Genomic DNA, 15,040 nt, shown 5'->3' with positions numbered 1-15,040 from the left:
AGACGATGAAATTAATATGGAAGATAATTAGCAACGCGATCTCATTTGTTTTATTTGCATTGATGGTTTTTTTAGCTTTTGTAGTTATTTCTTCAAAAGCAAGCGGTGGTGATCCGACAGTGATGGGATATCAATTTAAGAGCGTTCTTTCAGGATCAATGGAGCCGACGTTTTTAACAGGATCAATCATTGCAATAGAACCAAACAAAGATGGTTCTAAATATCAAAAAGGTGATGTTATTACCTTTAAAGAGAAAGATCAAAAAATTATCACTCACCGTATTATCGGTGTGAAAGATACAAATGGAAAAGTAATGTATGAAACAAAAGGGGATAACAACAACGGACCAGATTTAGAGCCAGTACTTGCAGAAAATGTAGTTGGAAAGTATGCAGATATTACAGTTCCGTATGTTGGTTATTTACTGAATTATGCGAATTCAAAAGCGGGAGCAGCATTACTTCTTATTATTCCAGGAGTCTTTTTACTTGGGTATTCCGCGATTTCTATTTTTGGTGCTATTCGTAGCATTGACGGAGAAAAGAAAGATAAAAAAGTAGAACAATCCGTCTAGTTCGTTTGGTTATACTTTCCGTTTAGGAAGTTAACAAATATATATTAAGGGGATATGGACATGACTTTAAAGAAAAAATTAGGAATGGGTATTACATCAGCAGTATTAGGAGCAGCTTTAGTTGGTGGAGGAACATTTGCATTTTTCAGTGATAAAGAAGTGTCAAATAATACATTTGCGGCTGGAACACTGGATTTAGCATTAAATCCATCAACAGTTGTTAACGTATCGAATTTAAAACCTGGGGATACAATTGAAAAAGAATTTAAACTAGAAAATAAAGGCTCTTTAAATATTAAAAAGGTTCTACTGAAAACAGATTATAATGTAGAAGATGTAAAGAAAGACAATAAAGATGATTTTGGTAAACATATTAAAGTAACATTCTTAAAAAATGTAGATAAGCATGAGACAATTGTGAAACAAACTACTTTAGATAAATTAAAAGGTGACACACTTACAGCTGTAGATAATGATTTATCGGCTTGGTTCTGGGATGAAAAAGGTATTTCAGCAGGTAAATCTGATAAATTCAAAGTGAAATTTGAGTTTGTTGATAATGGAAAAGATCAAAATCAATTCCAAGGCGACAAGTTACAATTAAATTGGACGTTTGATGCACAACAAACAGCAGGTGAAGAAAGATAATAAGAAAAAGGGCTATCACATGGATAGCCCTTTTTCTATTTTTCTAGTATTTGTCTATCAATTTTAATAGTTCTTTACTATAATATAGATAATGTTCTGTATAAAGAACGTAATGTTCGATGGGAGAGATTAAGATGCTGAAAAGACCGCGTAATTTTAAAAAGATGCTTATATTGCCGTGTATGTGTTCTATTACGTTTTATTTAGGATCTCAAATTATGACGCATACAGAAGCGGCGTTCATTCATGAAACGAAAGTAGAAGCGACGCTTTCTACAGCAATTATATTTCCGAAAACAGTTAATACGTTAAAAGAGCAATCTGAGAAACATAAACAGTTTATTGAGCGTGAGTATGGAACGATGAAGGGAAAATCGAAAGCAACTTCTATTGAAGAAATAAAACAGGCGATTTCTGTATGGCAACAAGGGCGTGAGAAAATTGTTGCTGAGAAGGAAGCCCTGCAAAATGTATATACTGAAATAGAAGCTCCTTACAATCAAATACAAGAAGAATTAAAGGTAAATAAAGATGAGTCGATGCAGCAAGTGTCCATATATGTAAATGAAGGCTTCCGCAGTATCAAAGAGAAGCGTGACTATATTGAGAAAGAAATTAGCTTGAAAGCTATTGATGAGCAAATTCAGGCTCTTCAGCAACAATTAAACGTTGCAATTGAAGCGGAAGGACAAAAGAAAGCCGAAGAACAGAAGAAAGTAGAAGAACAGAAGAAAGCCGAAGAACAGAAGAAAGTAGAAGAACAGAAGAAAGTAGAAGAACAGAAGAAAGCAGAGGAACAGAAGAAAGTAGAAGAACAGAAGAAAGCCGAAGAACAGAAGAAAGTAGAAGAACAGAAGAAAGCAGAAGAACAGAAAAAGCTAGAAGAGCAAAAGAAAGCGGAGTAACTGCTTTAGTGAAACAGCCGGAAAACAAGAATGTGGTGTAAGAGAGAGTGAACGAATAAGCAAGACTAGTAATATTTATACGAGTGTGAGGGAACGTTAGCCCTCACCTCTTTGTTTTTCTTTTTTCTTATAGTATTAAATGATTTGAGTGTGAAAAAAGTTATAAATTATCATTGTTTTTTTCTGAAAAGTCTAAATGATATTGAGAAATAAAAATAACTGAAAATATTAATAAATATGTGTTGTGTTTATATAGGGTTGTTCGTTATAATGAACATAAGGTTTTTAAAAAAGAACACATATTAGCTAAGCTAATATAGTTTTCTTTACATCTCTTATTGAAAAATAAGTGATAAAAATATAAAAAAAAGCTAGGGGGAATTGATTGTGAGTCTGAAAAAGAAATTAGGTATGGGAGTTGCATCAGCAGCATTGGGGTTAGCTTTAATTGGTGGAGGAACATTTGCATTCTTTAGCGATAAAGAAGTATCAAACAATACATTTGCAGCTGGGACGTTAGACCTTACATTAAACCCTAAGACGCTTGTAGATATTAAAGATTTAAAACCAGGGGATTCTGTTAAGAAAGAGTTCTTATTACAAAACAGCGGTTCGTTAACTATTAAAGACGTTAAATTAGCAACAAAGTATACTGTTAAAGATGCAAAAGGTGATAATGCTGGTGAAGACTTTGGTAAGCACGTTAAAGTAAAATTCCTTTGGAACTGGGATAAACAAAGTGAGCCTGTATACGAAACAACTTTAGCAGACTTACAAAAAGTTGATCCAGATCTTTTAGCTAAAGATATCTTTGCTCCTGAGTGGGGAGAAAAGGGTGGATTAGCAGCTGGTACAGAGGATTATCTATGGGTACAATTTGAATTTGTAGATGATGGAAAAGACCAAAATATCTTCCAAGGTGATACATTGAATTTAGAATGGACATTCAATGCTAACCAAGAAGCTGGGGAAGAAAAATAATAAAAAAAGCGGGTATTCCCGCTTTTTTTTATAAAGAAAAAGAAGTGCTGGTTGTAAGCACTTCTTTCTATTATTATTTTTGATTTTGCTTCCACTTTGTAAATTCAAGAAATTCACGAAATTGTTCTTTGGAGACACCAGAGTTCATTGCATCTTTAACGAGTTGTGTCCATTCGGAGTCTAGGTTAGTTTCCTTTGTTGTTTCATCATGAAGTAAAGTATCAACTGGAATTTGTAGAACTGCTGCGATCTTTTCAAGAAACTGAATGGAAGGGTTTTTTTGTAAATTTCGTTCTATAGAACTAATGTAAGATTTAGCAACGCCAGCTTTTTCGGCAAGTTCAGTTAATGAAATCCCTTTTTGTAAACGAAGGCGTTTTATACGTTCTCCAATCATATTTGCGCACCTTTCTATCAATATGTAGTTGTCTTATGATGTCATTATTATAACATAAACTTCGTTAAAAAGAACAAACCTATTGAGCCTGACTGGATGGCTTCATACGTTGGAAAAATTGCTCGATGTCTTGCATGGCGATACCGGCATCTAGAGCTTCAAGTATTAAATCAATCCATTCTTGATCCAGTGCGTCTGTCTTATCTTTGTACAAATGTAATTCCTCCCTAATTATCGGTCATAATTGCTGCTACAGAATACATGATAATGAAATCCGATTTTGTGTTTTATATAGTGAATTATCAAATATTGTGTAGATGAAACAAAGATAAAATCCCCATTAAACTCCCTCTATGGAAATTATAAATTGTTCGATAAAAACTTTCAATATTTTCAGAAAACATTGTTGAATTGTGATATATTCGTATGCTAACTATGAAATTTTTACAAATATATTAAAAACATTACATAATATGACTAAATATTGAAAAAATATTGAATTTTTAATAAAATTTAATTTGTAATACATATTATTTATTAGGGGAGGAAATAAGGGATGAACAAGAAACCGTTCAAAGTTTTGTCATCAATCGCATTGACAGCTGTATTAGGCCTTTCATTCGGAGCTGGCACTCAATCTGCATATGCTGAAACGCCTGTGAATAAAACAGCTACGAGCCCAGTGGATGATCATTTAATTCCGGAAGAACGTTTAGCAGATGCATTAAAAAAACGTGGGGTAATTGATTCGAAGGCTTCAGAGACAGAAACAAAGAAAGCAGTCGAAAAGTATGTAGAGAACAAAAAGGGTGAAAATCCTGGGAAAGAAGCAGCGAATGGGGACCAACTTACGAAAGATGCATCCGACTTTTTAAAGAAAGTGAAAGATGCGAAAGCAGACACGAAAGAAAAATTAAATCAACCAGCAACAGGCACACCTGCAGCGACAGGCCCAGTTAAAGGCGGTCTAAATGGTAAAGTACCAACTTCTCCAGCGAAACAAAAAGACTATAACGGTGAAGTTCGTAAAGACAAAGTACTCGTTTTACTTGTAGAGTACGCTGACTTTAAACATAATAATATCGACAAAGAGCCTGGATATATGTATTCTAACGATTTTAATAAAGAACATTATGAAAAAATGTTATTCGGCAACGAGCCATTCACATTAGATGATGGAAGTAAAATTGAAACGTTTAAACAATATTACGAAGAGCAATCTGGTGGTAGTTATACTGTAGACGGAACAGTTACAAAATGGTTAACAGTTCCTGGTAAAGCTGCTGATTACGGTGCAGATGCTCCGGGCGGAGGCCATGATAATAAAGGACCAAAAGGGCCACGTGATTTAGTAAAAGATGCATTAAAAGCAGCTGTAGATAGTGGTATTGATTTATCAGAGTTCGACCAATTTGATCAATACGATGTAAATGGTGATGGGAATAAAAATCAACCAGACGGTTTAATCGATCACTTAATGATTATTCATGCGGGTGTTGGACAAGAAGCAGGCGGTGGTAAATTAGGCGATGATGCAATTTGGTCGCACCGTTGGACAGTTGGACCAAAGCCATTCCCAATTGAAGGTACACAAGCGAAAGTACCATATTGGGGTGGAAAGATGGCAGCATTCGACTACACAATTGAACCAGAAGATGGAGCAGTTGGTGTATTCGCACATGAATATGGTCACGATTTAGGTCTTCCAGATGAGTACGATACACAATATAGTGGTCAAGGTGAGCCGATTGAAGCTTGGTCTATTATGAGTGGCGGAAGCTGGGCTGGTAAAATCGCTGGAACGACGCCAACGAGTTTCTCACCACAAAATAAAGAGTTTTTCCAAAAAACAATCGGTGGTAACTGGGCAAATATCGTAGAAGTAGATTACGAGAAATTAAATAAAGGTATCGGTCTAGCGACATATTTGGATCAAAGTGTTACGAAATCAGCAAGACCAGGCATGATCCGTGTTAACTTACCGGATAAAGATGTTAAAACAATTGAGCCAGCATTTGGTAAACAATATTATTACAGCACAAAAGGTGACGATCTTCATACGAAGATGGAAACACCGTTGTTCGATTTAACGAATGCAACGAATGCAAAATTTGATTTCAAGTCATTATATGAGATTGAAGCAGGTTATGATTTCCTTGAAGTACACGCTGTAACAGAAGATGGTAAACAAACGTTAATTGAAAGACTTGGTGAGAAAGCAAATAGTGGAAATGCAGATTCGACAAATGGAAAATGGATTGACAAATCATATGATTTAAGTCAATTCAAAGGCAAGAAAGTAAAATTAACATTTGATTACATTACTGATGGTGGTTTAGCATTAAATGGATTCGCTCTTGATAATGCTTCATTAACAGTAGATGGTAAAGTAGTATTCTCTGATGACGCAGAAGGTACACCACAATTAAAATTAGATGGTTTCGTTGTATCTAACGGAACAGAGAAGAAAAAACATAACTACTATGTTGAGTGGAGAAACTATGCTGGGGCAGATAACGCGTTGAAATTTGCTCGCGGTCCAGTATTTAACACTGGTATGGTTGTATGGTATGCAGATTCAGCTTATACAGATAACTGGGTTGGTGTACATCCAGGACACGGTTTCCTTGGTGTAGTTGATTCTCATCCAGAAGCAATTGTTGGTACTTTAAATGGTAAACCAACAGTTAAGAGTAGTACACGATTCCAAATCGCTGATGCAGCGTTTTCATTTGACAAAACGCCAGCTTGGAAAGTCGTATCTCCAACGCGTGGAACATTTACGTATGATGGCTTAGCAGGCGTACCGAAGTTTGATGATTCTAAAACGTATATTAATCAACAGATTCCAGATGCAGGACGTATTTTACCGAAGCTTGGTTTGAAATTTGAAGTAGTAGGACAAGCTGATGATAATTCTGCAGGTGCTGTTCGTTTATATCGTTAATACTGTAAAACTACCGAGAGATTTTCTTTCGGTAGTTTTTTTGTGAGCAATGAATTTTATATAGCTGAAAAAGTCATATATAATGTAACCTTAAGAATAGAAATTTGTTATATATGAAGTTTATATAAATAATGAAAGAATTGGATAAAAATAGTGGGAGAAGGTGAGTGAATGAGTATTTCCTCTATTGTAAGTAGGCAAAAGGAATATTTTTTAAAAGGGCATACGAGAAGCATCGAAATGAGAAAGAATAATTTGAAGAAGCTTTATGAAGGCATTCAGCGTTTTGAAGAAGAAATATTTCAGGCATTGAAATTAGATTTAAATAAGTCAGTTCACGAGTCGTTTACAACGGAAGTTGGATATGTATTAAAAGAGATTTCCTTTCAATTGAAACATATGTCATCGTGGAGTAAACCGAAACGAGTTCGAACAGCACTTACTCATTTTGGATCAAAAGGAAAAGTAGTGCCAGAACCGTATGGTGTGACGCTTATTATTGCACCGTGGAACTATCCTTTTCAATTAGCAATTGCACCACTTGTAGGAGCACTGGCAGCTGGAAATACAATCGTTTTAAAGCCGTCAGAGTTAACGCCAAGCGTTTCAAAAGTGCTTAAGAGAATGTTAGATGAATTATTCCCGGAAGAGCTTGTAGCGGTAGTAGAAGGTGGCGTTGAAGAGAGTACATCTTTGCTGAAGGAACCGTTTGATTATATTTTCTTTACTGGTAGTGTTGGCGTTGGAAAAGTTGTAATGGAAGCAGCAGCGAAACAGTTGACGCCGCTCACTTTAGAACTTGGCGGGAAAAGTCCTTGTATTGTACATAAAGATGCAAAGATAGAGATGACAGCAAGAAGAATTGTTTGGGGAAAGTTTTTAAATGCAGGGCAGACGTGTGTAGCGCCTGATTATATGTACGTGCATTCTTCCGTGAAAGAAAAGCTAATTGAGGCACTGCGACATGAAATTACAGAGCAGTATAGTAAAGAACCTTTACAAAATGAAAATTACGTGCGTATTGTAAGTGAGCGTCATTTTGAACGATTATGTGGATTCTTACAAGATGGTCAAGTCGTAATTGGTGGAAACTATGAGAAAGATACTTTACATATTGAACCGACAGTACTAGCGGATATTACATGGCAAGATGCTGTTATGGAAGATGAAATTTTTGGTCCGATTTTACCAATCATAGAGTACGACAATATAGAAAATGTAATTGGCACAATCCAGCAACATCCGAAGCCGTTAGCGTTATATGTATTTTCTGAAGATAAAGAAGTACAAAAGAAAGTGACGAGTAATATTTCATATGGTGGAGGCTGTATTAATGATGTTGTCTATCACCTTGCTACGCCATATTTACCTTTTGGGGGTGTTGGAAGTAGTGGATTAGGGGTTATCATGGGAAAGAAAGTTTTCGGACTTTTTCACATTATAAAAGCATTTTAGCCCAATCTACAGCATTCGACATGAAAATTCGTTACTCTTCTACAAAAAGTGCTTTAAAATTCATACGAAAGTTGTTAAAATGATGATGGTGTTTATCAGTAGGCGTAGCCGTATGATAATAGCCCCTTCGCAATGGAAGGGGTTTTTCTGTTCGACGTTATGTATCAGGCGAAAATGAATCAAACATACTACATAAAGAATAGAAACGAACGCTTGCTAAATAACCATTTTTGTTTGGATCGAAACAAAAAATAGTCTATAGAACATAAATATTTATTCATGAATATAAAAATTTAAAATTTAAGGTAGATAGGACGGGAAAATGAAAAAGATTATTAAAGTTGAAGCAGTTGAAAAACATTTTGGAAATCAAGTGATTATCCCACCTCTTTCTTTAGATATTAAAGAGGGAGAGTTTTTAACAATTTTAGGGCCGAGTGGCTGCGGGAAAACGACGTTACTTCGTATGATCGCAGGATTTGAAACTCCAACTAAAGGGAATCTTTTATTAGATGATGAAAGAATTAACGATTTGCCGCCATATAAGCGTCATATGAACCTAGTGTTCCAACATTACGCACTATTCCCACATATGACAGTAGAGAAGAATATTTGTTTTGGTATGAAAATGCAGAAAGTATCAGCAGCAGAGCAGAAAGAGCGTGCTGAAGAGGCAATGCGTTTAACGCAGTTACTTGAGTTCCGTAATCGTAAACCTGCGAAGCTTTCTGGTGGACAACAGCAGCGTGTTGCAATTGCAAGAGCGATTGTAAATAATCCGCGTGTATTACTATTAGATGAGCCACTTGGAGCGCTTGACTTTAAGTTACGAAAAGACTTGCAACGTGAATTGAAAAACTTACAACGTAATTTAGGAATTACGTTCATATACGTAACGCACGATCAAGAAGAAGCAATGAGCATGAGCGATCGTATTGTAGTTATGAATAAAGGACATATCGAACAAATCGGAACACCGAAAGAAATTTACAATAAGCCGAAAACATTGTTCGTTGCGACATTCATCGGTGAAAATAATATTGTGAAAAACGGGGAAGGCTATGTAGCAATTCGCCCTGAAAATGTAAAAGTACGTTCGGTTGAAGAGTCAATTTTAAAAGAATACCATCTTGGACATATTGAAGATATCGAGTTTGTCGGAAATATGGAGAAGCTTTATGTACGTGATGAGAAAACATCAGAATTACTAATGGCATATCAAACTGCTGAAGAGGCAGCACAGTGGAGCATTGGAGATAATGTATATGTAGGCTGGGAGCAAGAGGACGAGGTGACCTTAAATTGAAAAAAGGGAAATTACTCGCACTACCTACAGTCGCGTGGCTGTTAATTTTCTTCCTAATCCCGCTCGTATTCGTATTAGGATTCGCCTTCATGCAGCGCGGAGCTTACGGGACAGTAGAAATGCAATTTACGCTGGAGAATATATCCCGTGTGTTTGATCCATTATACTTAGGAACGTTATGGGAAACTGTTAAAATTGCAGTTATTACAACAGTAATATGTTTATTAATTGGTTATCCGTTTGCGTATACAATTACAATTGTTGACCGCAAATACCGCTCTATTCTTTTATTATTGGCAACGATCCCGTTTTGGATTAACTTTCTTGTTCGTTCATACGCATGGATTGTTATTTTACGTTCACAAGGTCTTGTGAATACGTTGTTATTAAAGCTTGGCATTATTAGTGAACCGTTAAATTTATTATATAATACTCCTTCTGTAATACTCGGAATGGTCTATTCTTTATTACCATTTATGATTTTACCAGTGTATGCAGCAATTGAGCAGTTGGATAAGCGTAAGCTAGAAGCGGCTTATGATTTAGGAGCAACACCAATAAAGGCATTTTGGAATATAACAGTGCCGATGACGATGTCAGGAATTGCGACTGGTTCTATTTTAGTATTCGTTTCTTCTATCGGAATGTTTGTTGTATCAGACGTGATGGGCGGATCGAAAGTAGCATTAATTGGAAACGTTATTCAAAATCAATTCTTAGGTGCACGTGACTGGCCGTTTGGATCTGCGTTATCGATTATCGTTGTTCTATTCTCTGTTCTGTTAATTTACTTATATTATCGTGCAACGAAAGTATATAAATATAATGAGAACGGAGGGGAATAGGCAAAGATGAAGAAGTTTTTAGTTTCTTATTCTTGGTTAATTTTATTATTCTTGTATTTTCCAATGATGGTTTTAATGGTCTATTCTTTCAACGACTCTCGCATTAATGCGGAGTGGGAAGGTTTTACATTCCATTGGTATACAGATTTATTTCAAAAACAAGATGTTATTGATGCATTTGTAAATAGTATTACGATTGCAGTTATAACAACGATTGTGACAACGGTACTTGGTGTATTCTTTGCAATCGCTTTACATCGTTATAAATATCGTTTTGAAGGGGCTATTAATGGCCTTGTATATTTACCAATTTTAATTCCTGATATTTTAATGGGATTATCTTTACTAATTCTTTTCAGCCAGTTAGGAATGGAACTTGGACAAACAACGATTATTATTGCACATATTACATTTAGTATTTCGTTTGTTGTTGTTATTTTAGCTGCGCGTCTTTCAAGTATGGGACGTGACTTAGAAGAAGCTGCAAATGATTTAGGAGCAACGCCTTGGCAAACGTTTCGTTATGTAACGTTCCCAGCAATTGCACCGGGAGTTATTTCGGCAGCATTATTAACATTCACATTATCAATTGATGATTTTGTAATTAGTTTCTTCGTATCAGGACCAGGATCAACAACATTGCCACTATACATTTACAGTATGGTTAAGCGCGGAGTATCACCAGAAATCAATGCTCTTTCTACAATTTTAATTGTTGCTATCGTAGGATTAATGGTTCTATCTGAAATCTTCCGGAATAAAGGTGCAGATGGTGAAGAAAACTCTGGAGGACACCTTCCTTTATAATACGAACGATATAGAAAGTACAAGGGGGTAATAAACCGATGAAATTAATGAAAAGAATAGCTGGCGCAGCAATTAGTTTTAGCCTTGTTGCTGGTGTGCTTGCTGGTTGTGGTGAAAAGAAAGAAGAATTAAATATTTATAGCTGGGCTGACAATTTTGATGAGCAAGTGCTAAAAGATTTTGAAAAGAAATATAATGTGAAAATTAACTATGACAAGTACGCAAGTAATGAAGAAATGCTTGCGAAATTACAAGCTGGTGGCGCAAAGTATGACTTAATCCAGCCGTCTGATTACATGGTTAAAACAATGGCGAAAATGGACTTATTAGCGCCGTTAGATAAAAAGAATATCCCGAATATCGAAAATATGGTTTCTAATTTCAAAACACCTGCGTTTGATCCAGAGAATAAATATTCTTTAGTGTACACTTGGGGTGTAACAGGGATTGCATACAATAAAAAGTATGTGAAAGAAGCACCTACAAGCTGGGCGGACTTATGGAATGAGAAATATAAAGGACATGTAACGTTACTGAACGATTCTCGTGAAGTATTAGGAGTGGGTCTTAAGAAGCACGGGTTCTCAAACAGTACGAAAGACGATGCACAATTAAAGACAGCAGCAGATGATTTAAAGAAGCTGCTTCCAAACTTATTAGCATTTGATACAGATAACATTAAACAAAAATTCATTACAGAAGATGCTTGGATCGGAACAGTTTGGTCTGGAGATGCAGCATTTATCGCAAAAGATAATAAAGATGTAGAATATGTTGTACCGAAAGAAGGCGGCACAATTTGGGCTGATACGTTAGCAATTCCAAAAGGTGCAAAACATAAAGAGCTTGCTGAGAAATTTATGAACTACTTACTAGATGAAAAAGTAAGTGTGAAAAACTACGAGTCAATTGGTTACAGTAATCCAAATGAAAAAGCTCATCCTCTTCATAGTAAAGAATACCGTGATAATCACATGATTTTCTTAACGAAAGAAGAGTTAGATCGTACAGAATGGCTTGTTGATGTAGACGATAAGTTAAAAGACTATGATCGTTACTGGACAGAGCTAAAAACAAAAGGTAAATAAGTAAGGAAATGCGGTTTCTAAAGTAGAAATCGCATTTTTTCATAGTAGGAGGAAATCGTTTGAAGAAGAAGTTACATCAGTATGAGGTAATGTGTATCGGTTTGTTATTTGCTGTATTTGGTATTGTTGCTTGGCGCGTACATGCAGGTGGCGTTACAGTGATGGATACATATGTCCGTGGATTAGTAAGAGGGCTACAAACGGAAAGTTCTCTTATATTTTTCTCGTACTTTACAAAATTGGGATCAGCAATTGGGATAGTCACTACGCTCGTTATAAGTTTGCTTGTTTTTTGGAAGAAGCGTTATTATGCTGCGATGATTGTATATCCAATGGGGATTTTAATAACACATCTTGTGAATAAAGGGATAAAAGAGATTGTAAAGAGAGAACGTCCGTCATTAAATGAAGCGCTAGATGCACTTGGATATAGTTTTCCTAGTGGACATGCAATGCTATCGATTATGACATTTGGATTTCTTACTTATATCATTGCTGCTAATTTGAAAAGCGTAGCTGGGAAATGTGTCACAACGATTTTGATGGGTATAGTAATTTTATCGATTGGATTAAGTAGAGTCATTTTAAATGTACATTACCCAACTGATATTTTAGCTGGTTACTGCGTAGGTGGTATTTTGTTAATTATCGCGATTTACTACCATCGTTTACTTACTGAGAGATTAGGGCTTAATAAAGAGAGATAGAAAAACGTCTGGAAAAACTATTATTATAGTTTTTCCAGACGTTTTTTGTTTATATCAAGATGTGATACAGTATAAGTGACAATTGAATTATTTAAAGTAGGTGAAAATGTGTGAAGACAAATGTACATAAAGTTGATAAGTGGGGGAAGTTAGGAGCTTTTTTGTATCAGTTTCGTTATACAGTAATTGTAGCGTTACTATTGCTCGCAATCGCACTTGGGATTTTTGCTCCAAAGCTACCGGGAGTATTAGGTGGTGACGGTTTCCAAACGGAAGGCGACTATCAAAAAACAAAAGAAATTTTAGATCAAGATTTTAAGAAGTCTCAAGATACGCTTCTGCTCGTTTTTGAGAAAAATAAAGATGCTTCGCATGAGGAATTTAAAAAGCGAATAGATGAAATTGTAAAGAATGTTCAAGAGAAAGAGAGCTATGAATCTTTCCATCACCCAATCCAAAATAAAGAAATGCTACAAGATGACATCGGTTATGCGACAATTTTATTTTCCGGGAAAACAAATAAAGAAAGAATGGAAAAGACATTACAATTTGCTGATGAGATTGAGAAAGAAAGTAATGTAGCATTAAAAGTAACACCTACAGGATTTCCGAAAATTAATCAAGAGATTAATGAAAGAACGCAAAATGATTTAAAAGTAGCAGAAATGATTGGATTACCAATTGCGTTTCTTGTATTACTATTTTCGTTTGGTAGTCTTTTGGCATCAATTTTACCGATTTTGAATGGGGCGCTTAGTGTTATTAGTACGATGGGGATATTGTATTTCATCGGTGTTGATAAAGAACTATCTATTTTCGTGTTAAACGTTGCACCGATGATTGGACTTGCATTATCTATTGATTTTGCGCTATTATTTGTGAACCGTTTTCGAGAGGAAGTTGCTAAACGAACGGTAAAAGAAGCGATAGCAATTACATATCAAACGGCAGGACGTGCGATTGTATTTTCAGGATTATGCGTATTTGTTGGGTTATCCGGTTTGTTTTTCTTTAAGATAGATTATATTCAATCTGTCGCGATTAGCGGAATGATTGTTGTCATTATGAGCATTTTATTCTCACTCACACTTCTTCCAGCACTATTATCGTTAATAGGTAAAAGAATATTAAAAAAGAATCAAGTAGCACATACGCCGGCAAAAGCATGGCGTAAATTTGCACAATTTGTGATGAAACATCCAATTGCAATGATTATTGTTGTTACAACATTTATTGTTATTTGCTTATTACCGTTACGTACAGCTAATTTGCAGTTCCCTGGTGTTGAAGCTTTACCTGAAAAGAGTGATACAAGGATTGCATATGAAAAGTATGAAGAAGCATTTAATGAAACTGTCAAAACACACGCTGATGTTACGTTAGTTGTAGAGACGAAAAAAGATATGAAAGAAAAAGAAAGTCTACAAAAGATAGAAGAAGTCGTTCGAAAGTTAAAAGATGATAAGAAAGTACATGAAGTAAGAAGCTTATACGACGGGTTAACTGGAATGAAAGCAGATCAAGTTGTTGGAATATTGCAGTCGCCAGAATCAGCGAAACTAACTCCTGTATTTGAAGCATACACGCAAGGGAATAAGACGACGATAGAAATCTTTTTGAAAACAAAACCACGTACAGAGACTGCAAAACAGTGGGTACGTGACTTTAAAAAGAACTATAAAGAAACGGATGTTACGTATTATCTAGGCGGAATGACGACGTTTCAACAAGAATTAGAAGATGAAATTAAAGATAAAGTTGTAATTGGTATGTCTGTTATATTTGGATCGACCTTTGTTATATTATTATTTGCATTCCGATCTATACTCATTCCAATTAAGGCAATTGTTATGAATATACTTAGTTTAAGTGCAACCATTGGAATTGTTGTTTGGTTATTTGAAGGTGGCCATTTCGGTTTAGAAGCAAGTCCGGTTCTGTTTGTCTTACCAATCTTCATTTTTGGCCTCGTATTTGGGCTTAGTATGGATTATGAAGTATTTCTTATTTCACGTATTCATGAGCTCTATGAAGAAACAGGAGATAACGATCAAGCAACGTTAGAAGGGCTCGTTTCAACAAGTAGAATCATTACATCAGCTGCTTTAATAATGATTGTTGTAACTGGTGCATTCGCATTTACTGATATTTTACCAGTAAAGCAGATGGGTCTTGGCGTTGCATTAGCAATATTTCTTGATGCAACAATTATTCGTCTTATGCTCGTACCAAGCTTAATGAAGTTATTTGGAGACTGGAACTGGTGGTTACCATTTCGAAAAAAACGAGAAAAAGCATCGTAAAAAATGCTCATCAATATGATGAGCATTTTTTATGAATAGCAAAGCCTACATTTTGCAAATAGTATGTGATAAGAAC

At 35.5% G+C, this 15,040-nt stretch carries 13 protein-coding genes and 1 pseudogene; 12 read left to right on the top strand and 2 right to left on the bottom strand.

Annotation, left to right across the window (positions count from 1 at the left end):
* Nucleotides 1-5: 5 nt before the first annotated feature.
* The 4 genes from B9A45_RS23455 to calY all read left to right on the top strand — a co-directional run bounded on the left by B9A45_RS23455 (nt 6) and on the right by calY (nt 3,109).
* The gene (locus B9A45_RS23455) at nt 6-575 is read left to right on the top strand and encodes a signal peptidase I SipW (protein WP_000767792.1); all 570 of its coding nucleotides are present in this window, start codon (nt 6-8) and stop codon (nt 573-575) included.
* Nucleotides 576-635: 60 nt separating this feature from the next.
* Complete coding sequence (locus B9A45_RS23450) at nt 636-1,223, top strand: CalY family protein (RefSeq protein WP_000172854.1); 588 nt, start codon at nt 636-638, stop codon at nt 1,221-1,223.
* A 134-nt stretch (nt 1,224-1,357) separates the two neighbouring features.
* Complete coding sequence (locus B9A45_RS23445) at nt 1,358-2,128, top strand: DUF4047 domain-containing protein (RefSeq protein ID WP_179135407.1); 771 nt, start codon at nt 1,358-1,360, stop codon at nt 2,126-2,128.
* Between the two features lie 387 nt (nt 2,129-2,515).
* A complete protein-coding gene (gene calY, locus B9A45_RS23440) occupies nt 2,516-3,109 on the top strand; it encodes a biofilm matrix protein CalY (RefSeq protein ID WP_000053713.1) in 594 nt (197 codons plus the stop codon).
* Nucleotides 3,110-3,182: 73 nt separating this feature from the next.
* Here the strand turns inward: calY and B9A45_RS23435 are convergent, their stop codons facing one another.
* Together B9A45_RS23435 and B9A45_RS23430 are read right to left on the bottom strand one after the other, a co-directional pair.
* On the bottom strand, nt 3,183-3,506 hold the full coding sequence (locus tag B9A45_RS23435) for a helix-turn-helix domain-containing protein (protein WP_000578885.1): 324 nt from the start codon (nt 3,504-3,506) through the stop codon (nt 3,183-3,185).
* 79 nt (nt 3,507-3,585) lie between these two features.
* Nucleotides 3,586-3,720, bottom strand: coding sequence for an anti-repressor SinI family protein (locus tag B9A45_RS23430; RefSeq protein WP_000276219.1), 135 nt, complete (start codon nt 3,718-3,720; stop codon nt 3,586-3,588).
* A gap of 342 nt (nt 3,721-4,062) precedes the next feature.
* On the opposite strand from B9A45_RS23430, the gene inhA1 reads away from it, so the two are divergent.
* The 8 genes and pseudogenes from inhA1 to B9A45_RS23390 all read left to right on the top strand — a co-directional run bounded on the left by inhA1 (nt 4,063) and on the right by B9A45_RS23390 (nt 14,964).
* Nucleotides 4,063-6,453 carry a M6 family metalloprotease immune inhibitor InhA1 gene (gene inhA1 / locus B9A45_RS23425; RefSeq protein WP_001035946.1) on the top strand — a complete coding sequence of 797 codons (2,391 nt, stop codon included), beginning with the start codon at nt 4,063-4,065 and terminating at the stop codon, nt 6,451-6,453.
* Nucleotides 6,454-6,624: 171 nt separating this feature from the next.
* A pseudogene (locus tag B9A45_RS23420) lies at nt 6,625-7,991 on the top strand (aldehyde dehydrogenase).
* 239 nt (nt 7,992-8,230) lie between these two features.
* Nucleotides 8,231-9,214, top strand: coding sequence for a spermidine/putrescine ABC transporter ATP-binding protein PotA (potA, locus tag B9A45_RS23415; protein ID WP_000720336.1), 984 nt, complete (start codon nt 8,231-8,233; stop codon nt 9,212-9,214).
* Nucleotides 9,211-10,059: a spermidine/putrescine ABC transporter permease PotB gene (gene potB / locus B9A45_RS23410; RefSeq protein ID WP_000715500.1), complete on the top strand. Its 849-nt coding sequence runs from the start codon at nt 9,211-9,213 to the stop codon at nt 10,057-10,059. Before potA ends, potB begins: the two co-directional genes overlap by 4 nt.
* Nucleotides 10,060-10,065: 6 nt before the next feature.
* Nucleotides 10,066-10,866, top strand: a complete 801-nt coding sequence (gene potC / locus B9A45_RS23405) for a spermidine/putrescine ABC transporter permease PotC (RefSeq protein WP_000714192.1) — start codon at nt 10,066-10,068, stop codon at nt 10,864-10,866.
* Nucleotides 10,867-10,904: 38 nt separating this feature from the next.
* Nucleotides 10,905-11,954, top strand: a complete 1,050-nt coding sequence (potD, locus tag B9A45_RS23400; protein WP_000772485.1) for a spermidine/putrescine ABC transporter substrate-binding protein PotD — start codon at nt 10,905-10,907, stop codon at nt 11,952-11,954.
* A gap of 59 nt (nt 11,955-12,013) precedes the next feature.
* Nucleotides 12,014-12,661, top strand: coding sequence for a phosphatase PAP2 family protein (locus B9A45_RS23395; protein ID WP_000727790.1), 648 nt, complete (start codon nt 12,014-12,016; stop codon nt 12,659-12,661).
* A gap of 110 nt (nt 12,662-12,771) precedes the next feature.
* Nucleotides 12,772-14,964: an MMPL family transporter gene (locus B9A45_RS23390; protein ID WP_084065183.1), complete on the top strand. Its 2,193-nt coding sequence runs from the start codon at nt 12,772-12,774 to the stop codon at nt 14,962-14,964.
* The last annotated feature ends 76 nt before the right edge of the window (nt 14,965-15,040 follow it).

The organism is Bacillus sp. JKS001846, from assembly GCF_900176455.1.
Taxonomy (GTDB): domain Bacteria; phylum Bacillota; class Bacilli; order Bacillales; family Bacillaceae_G; genus Bacillus_A; species Bacillus_A cereus.
This window is presented reverse-complemented; position numbering and strand designations above follow the sequence as displayed.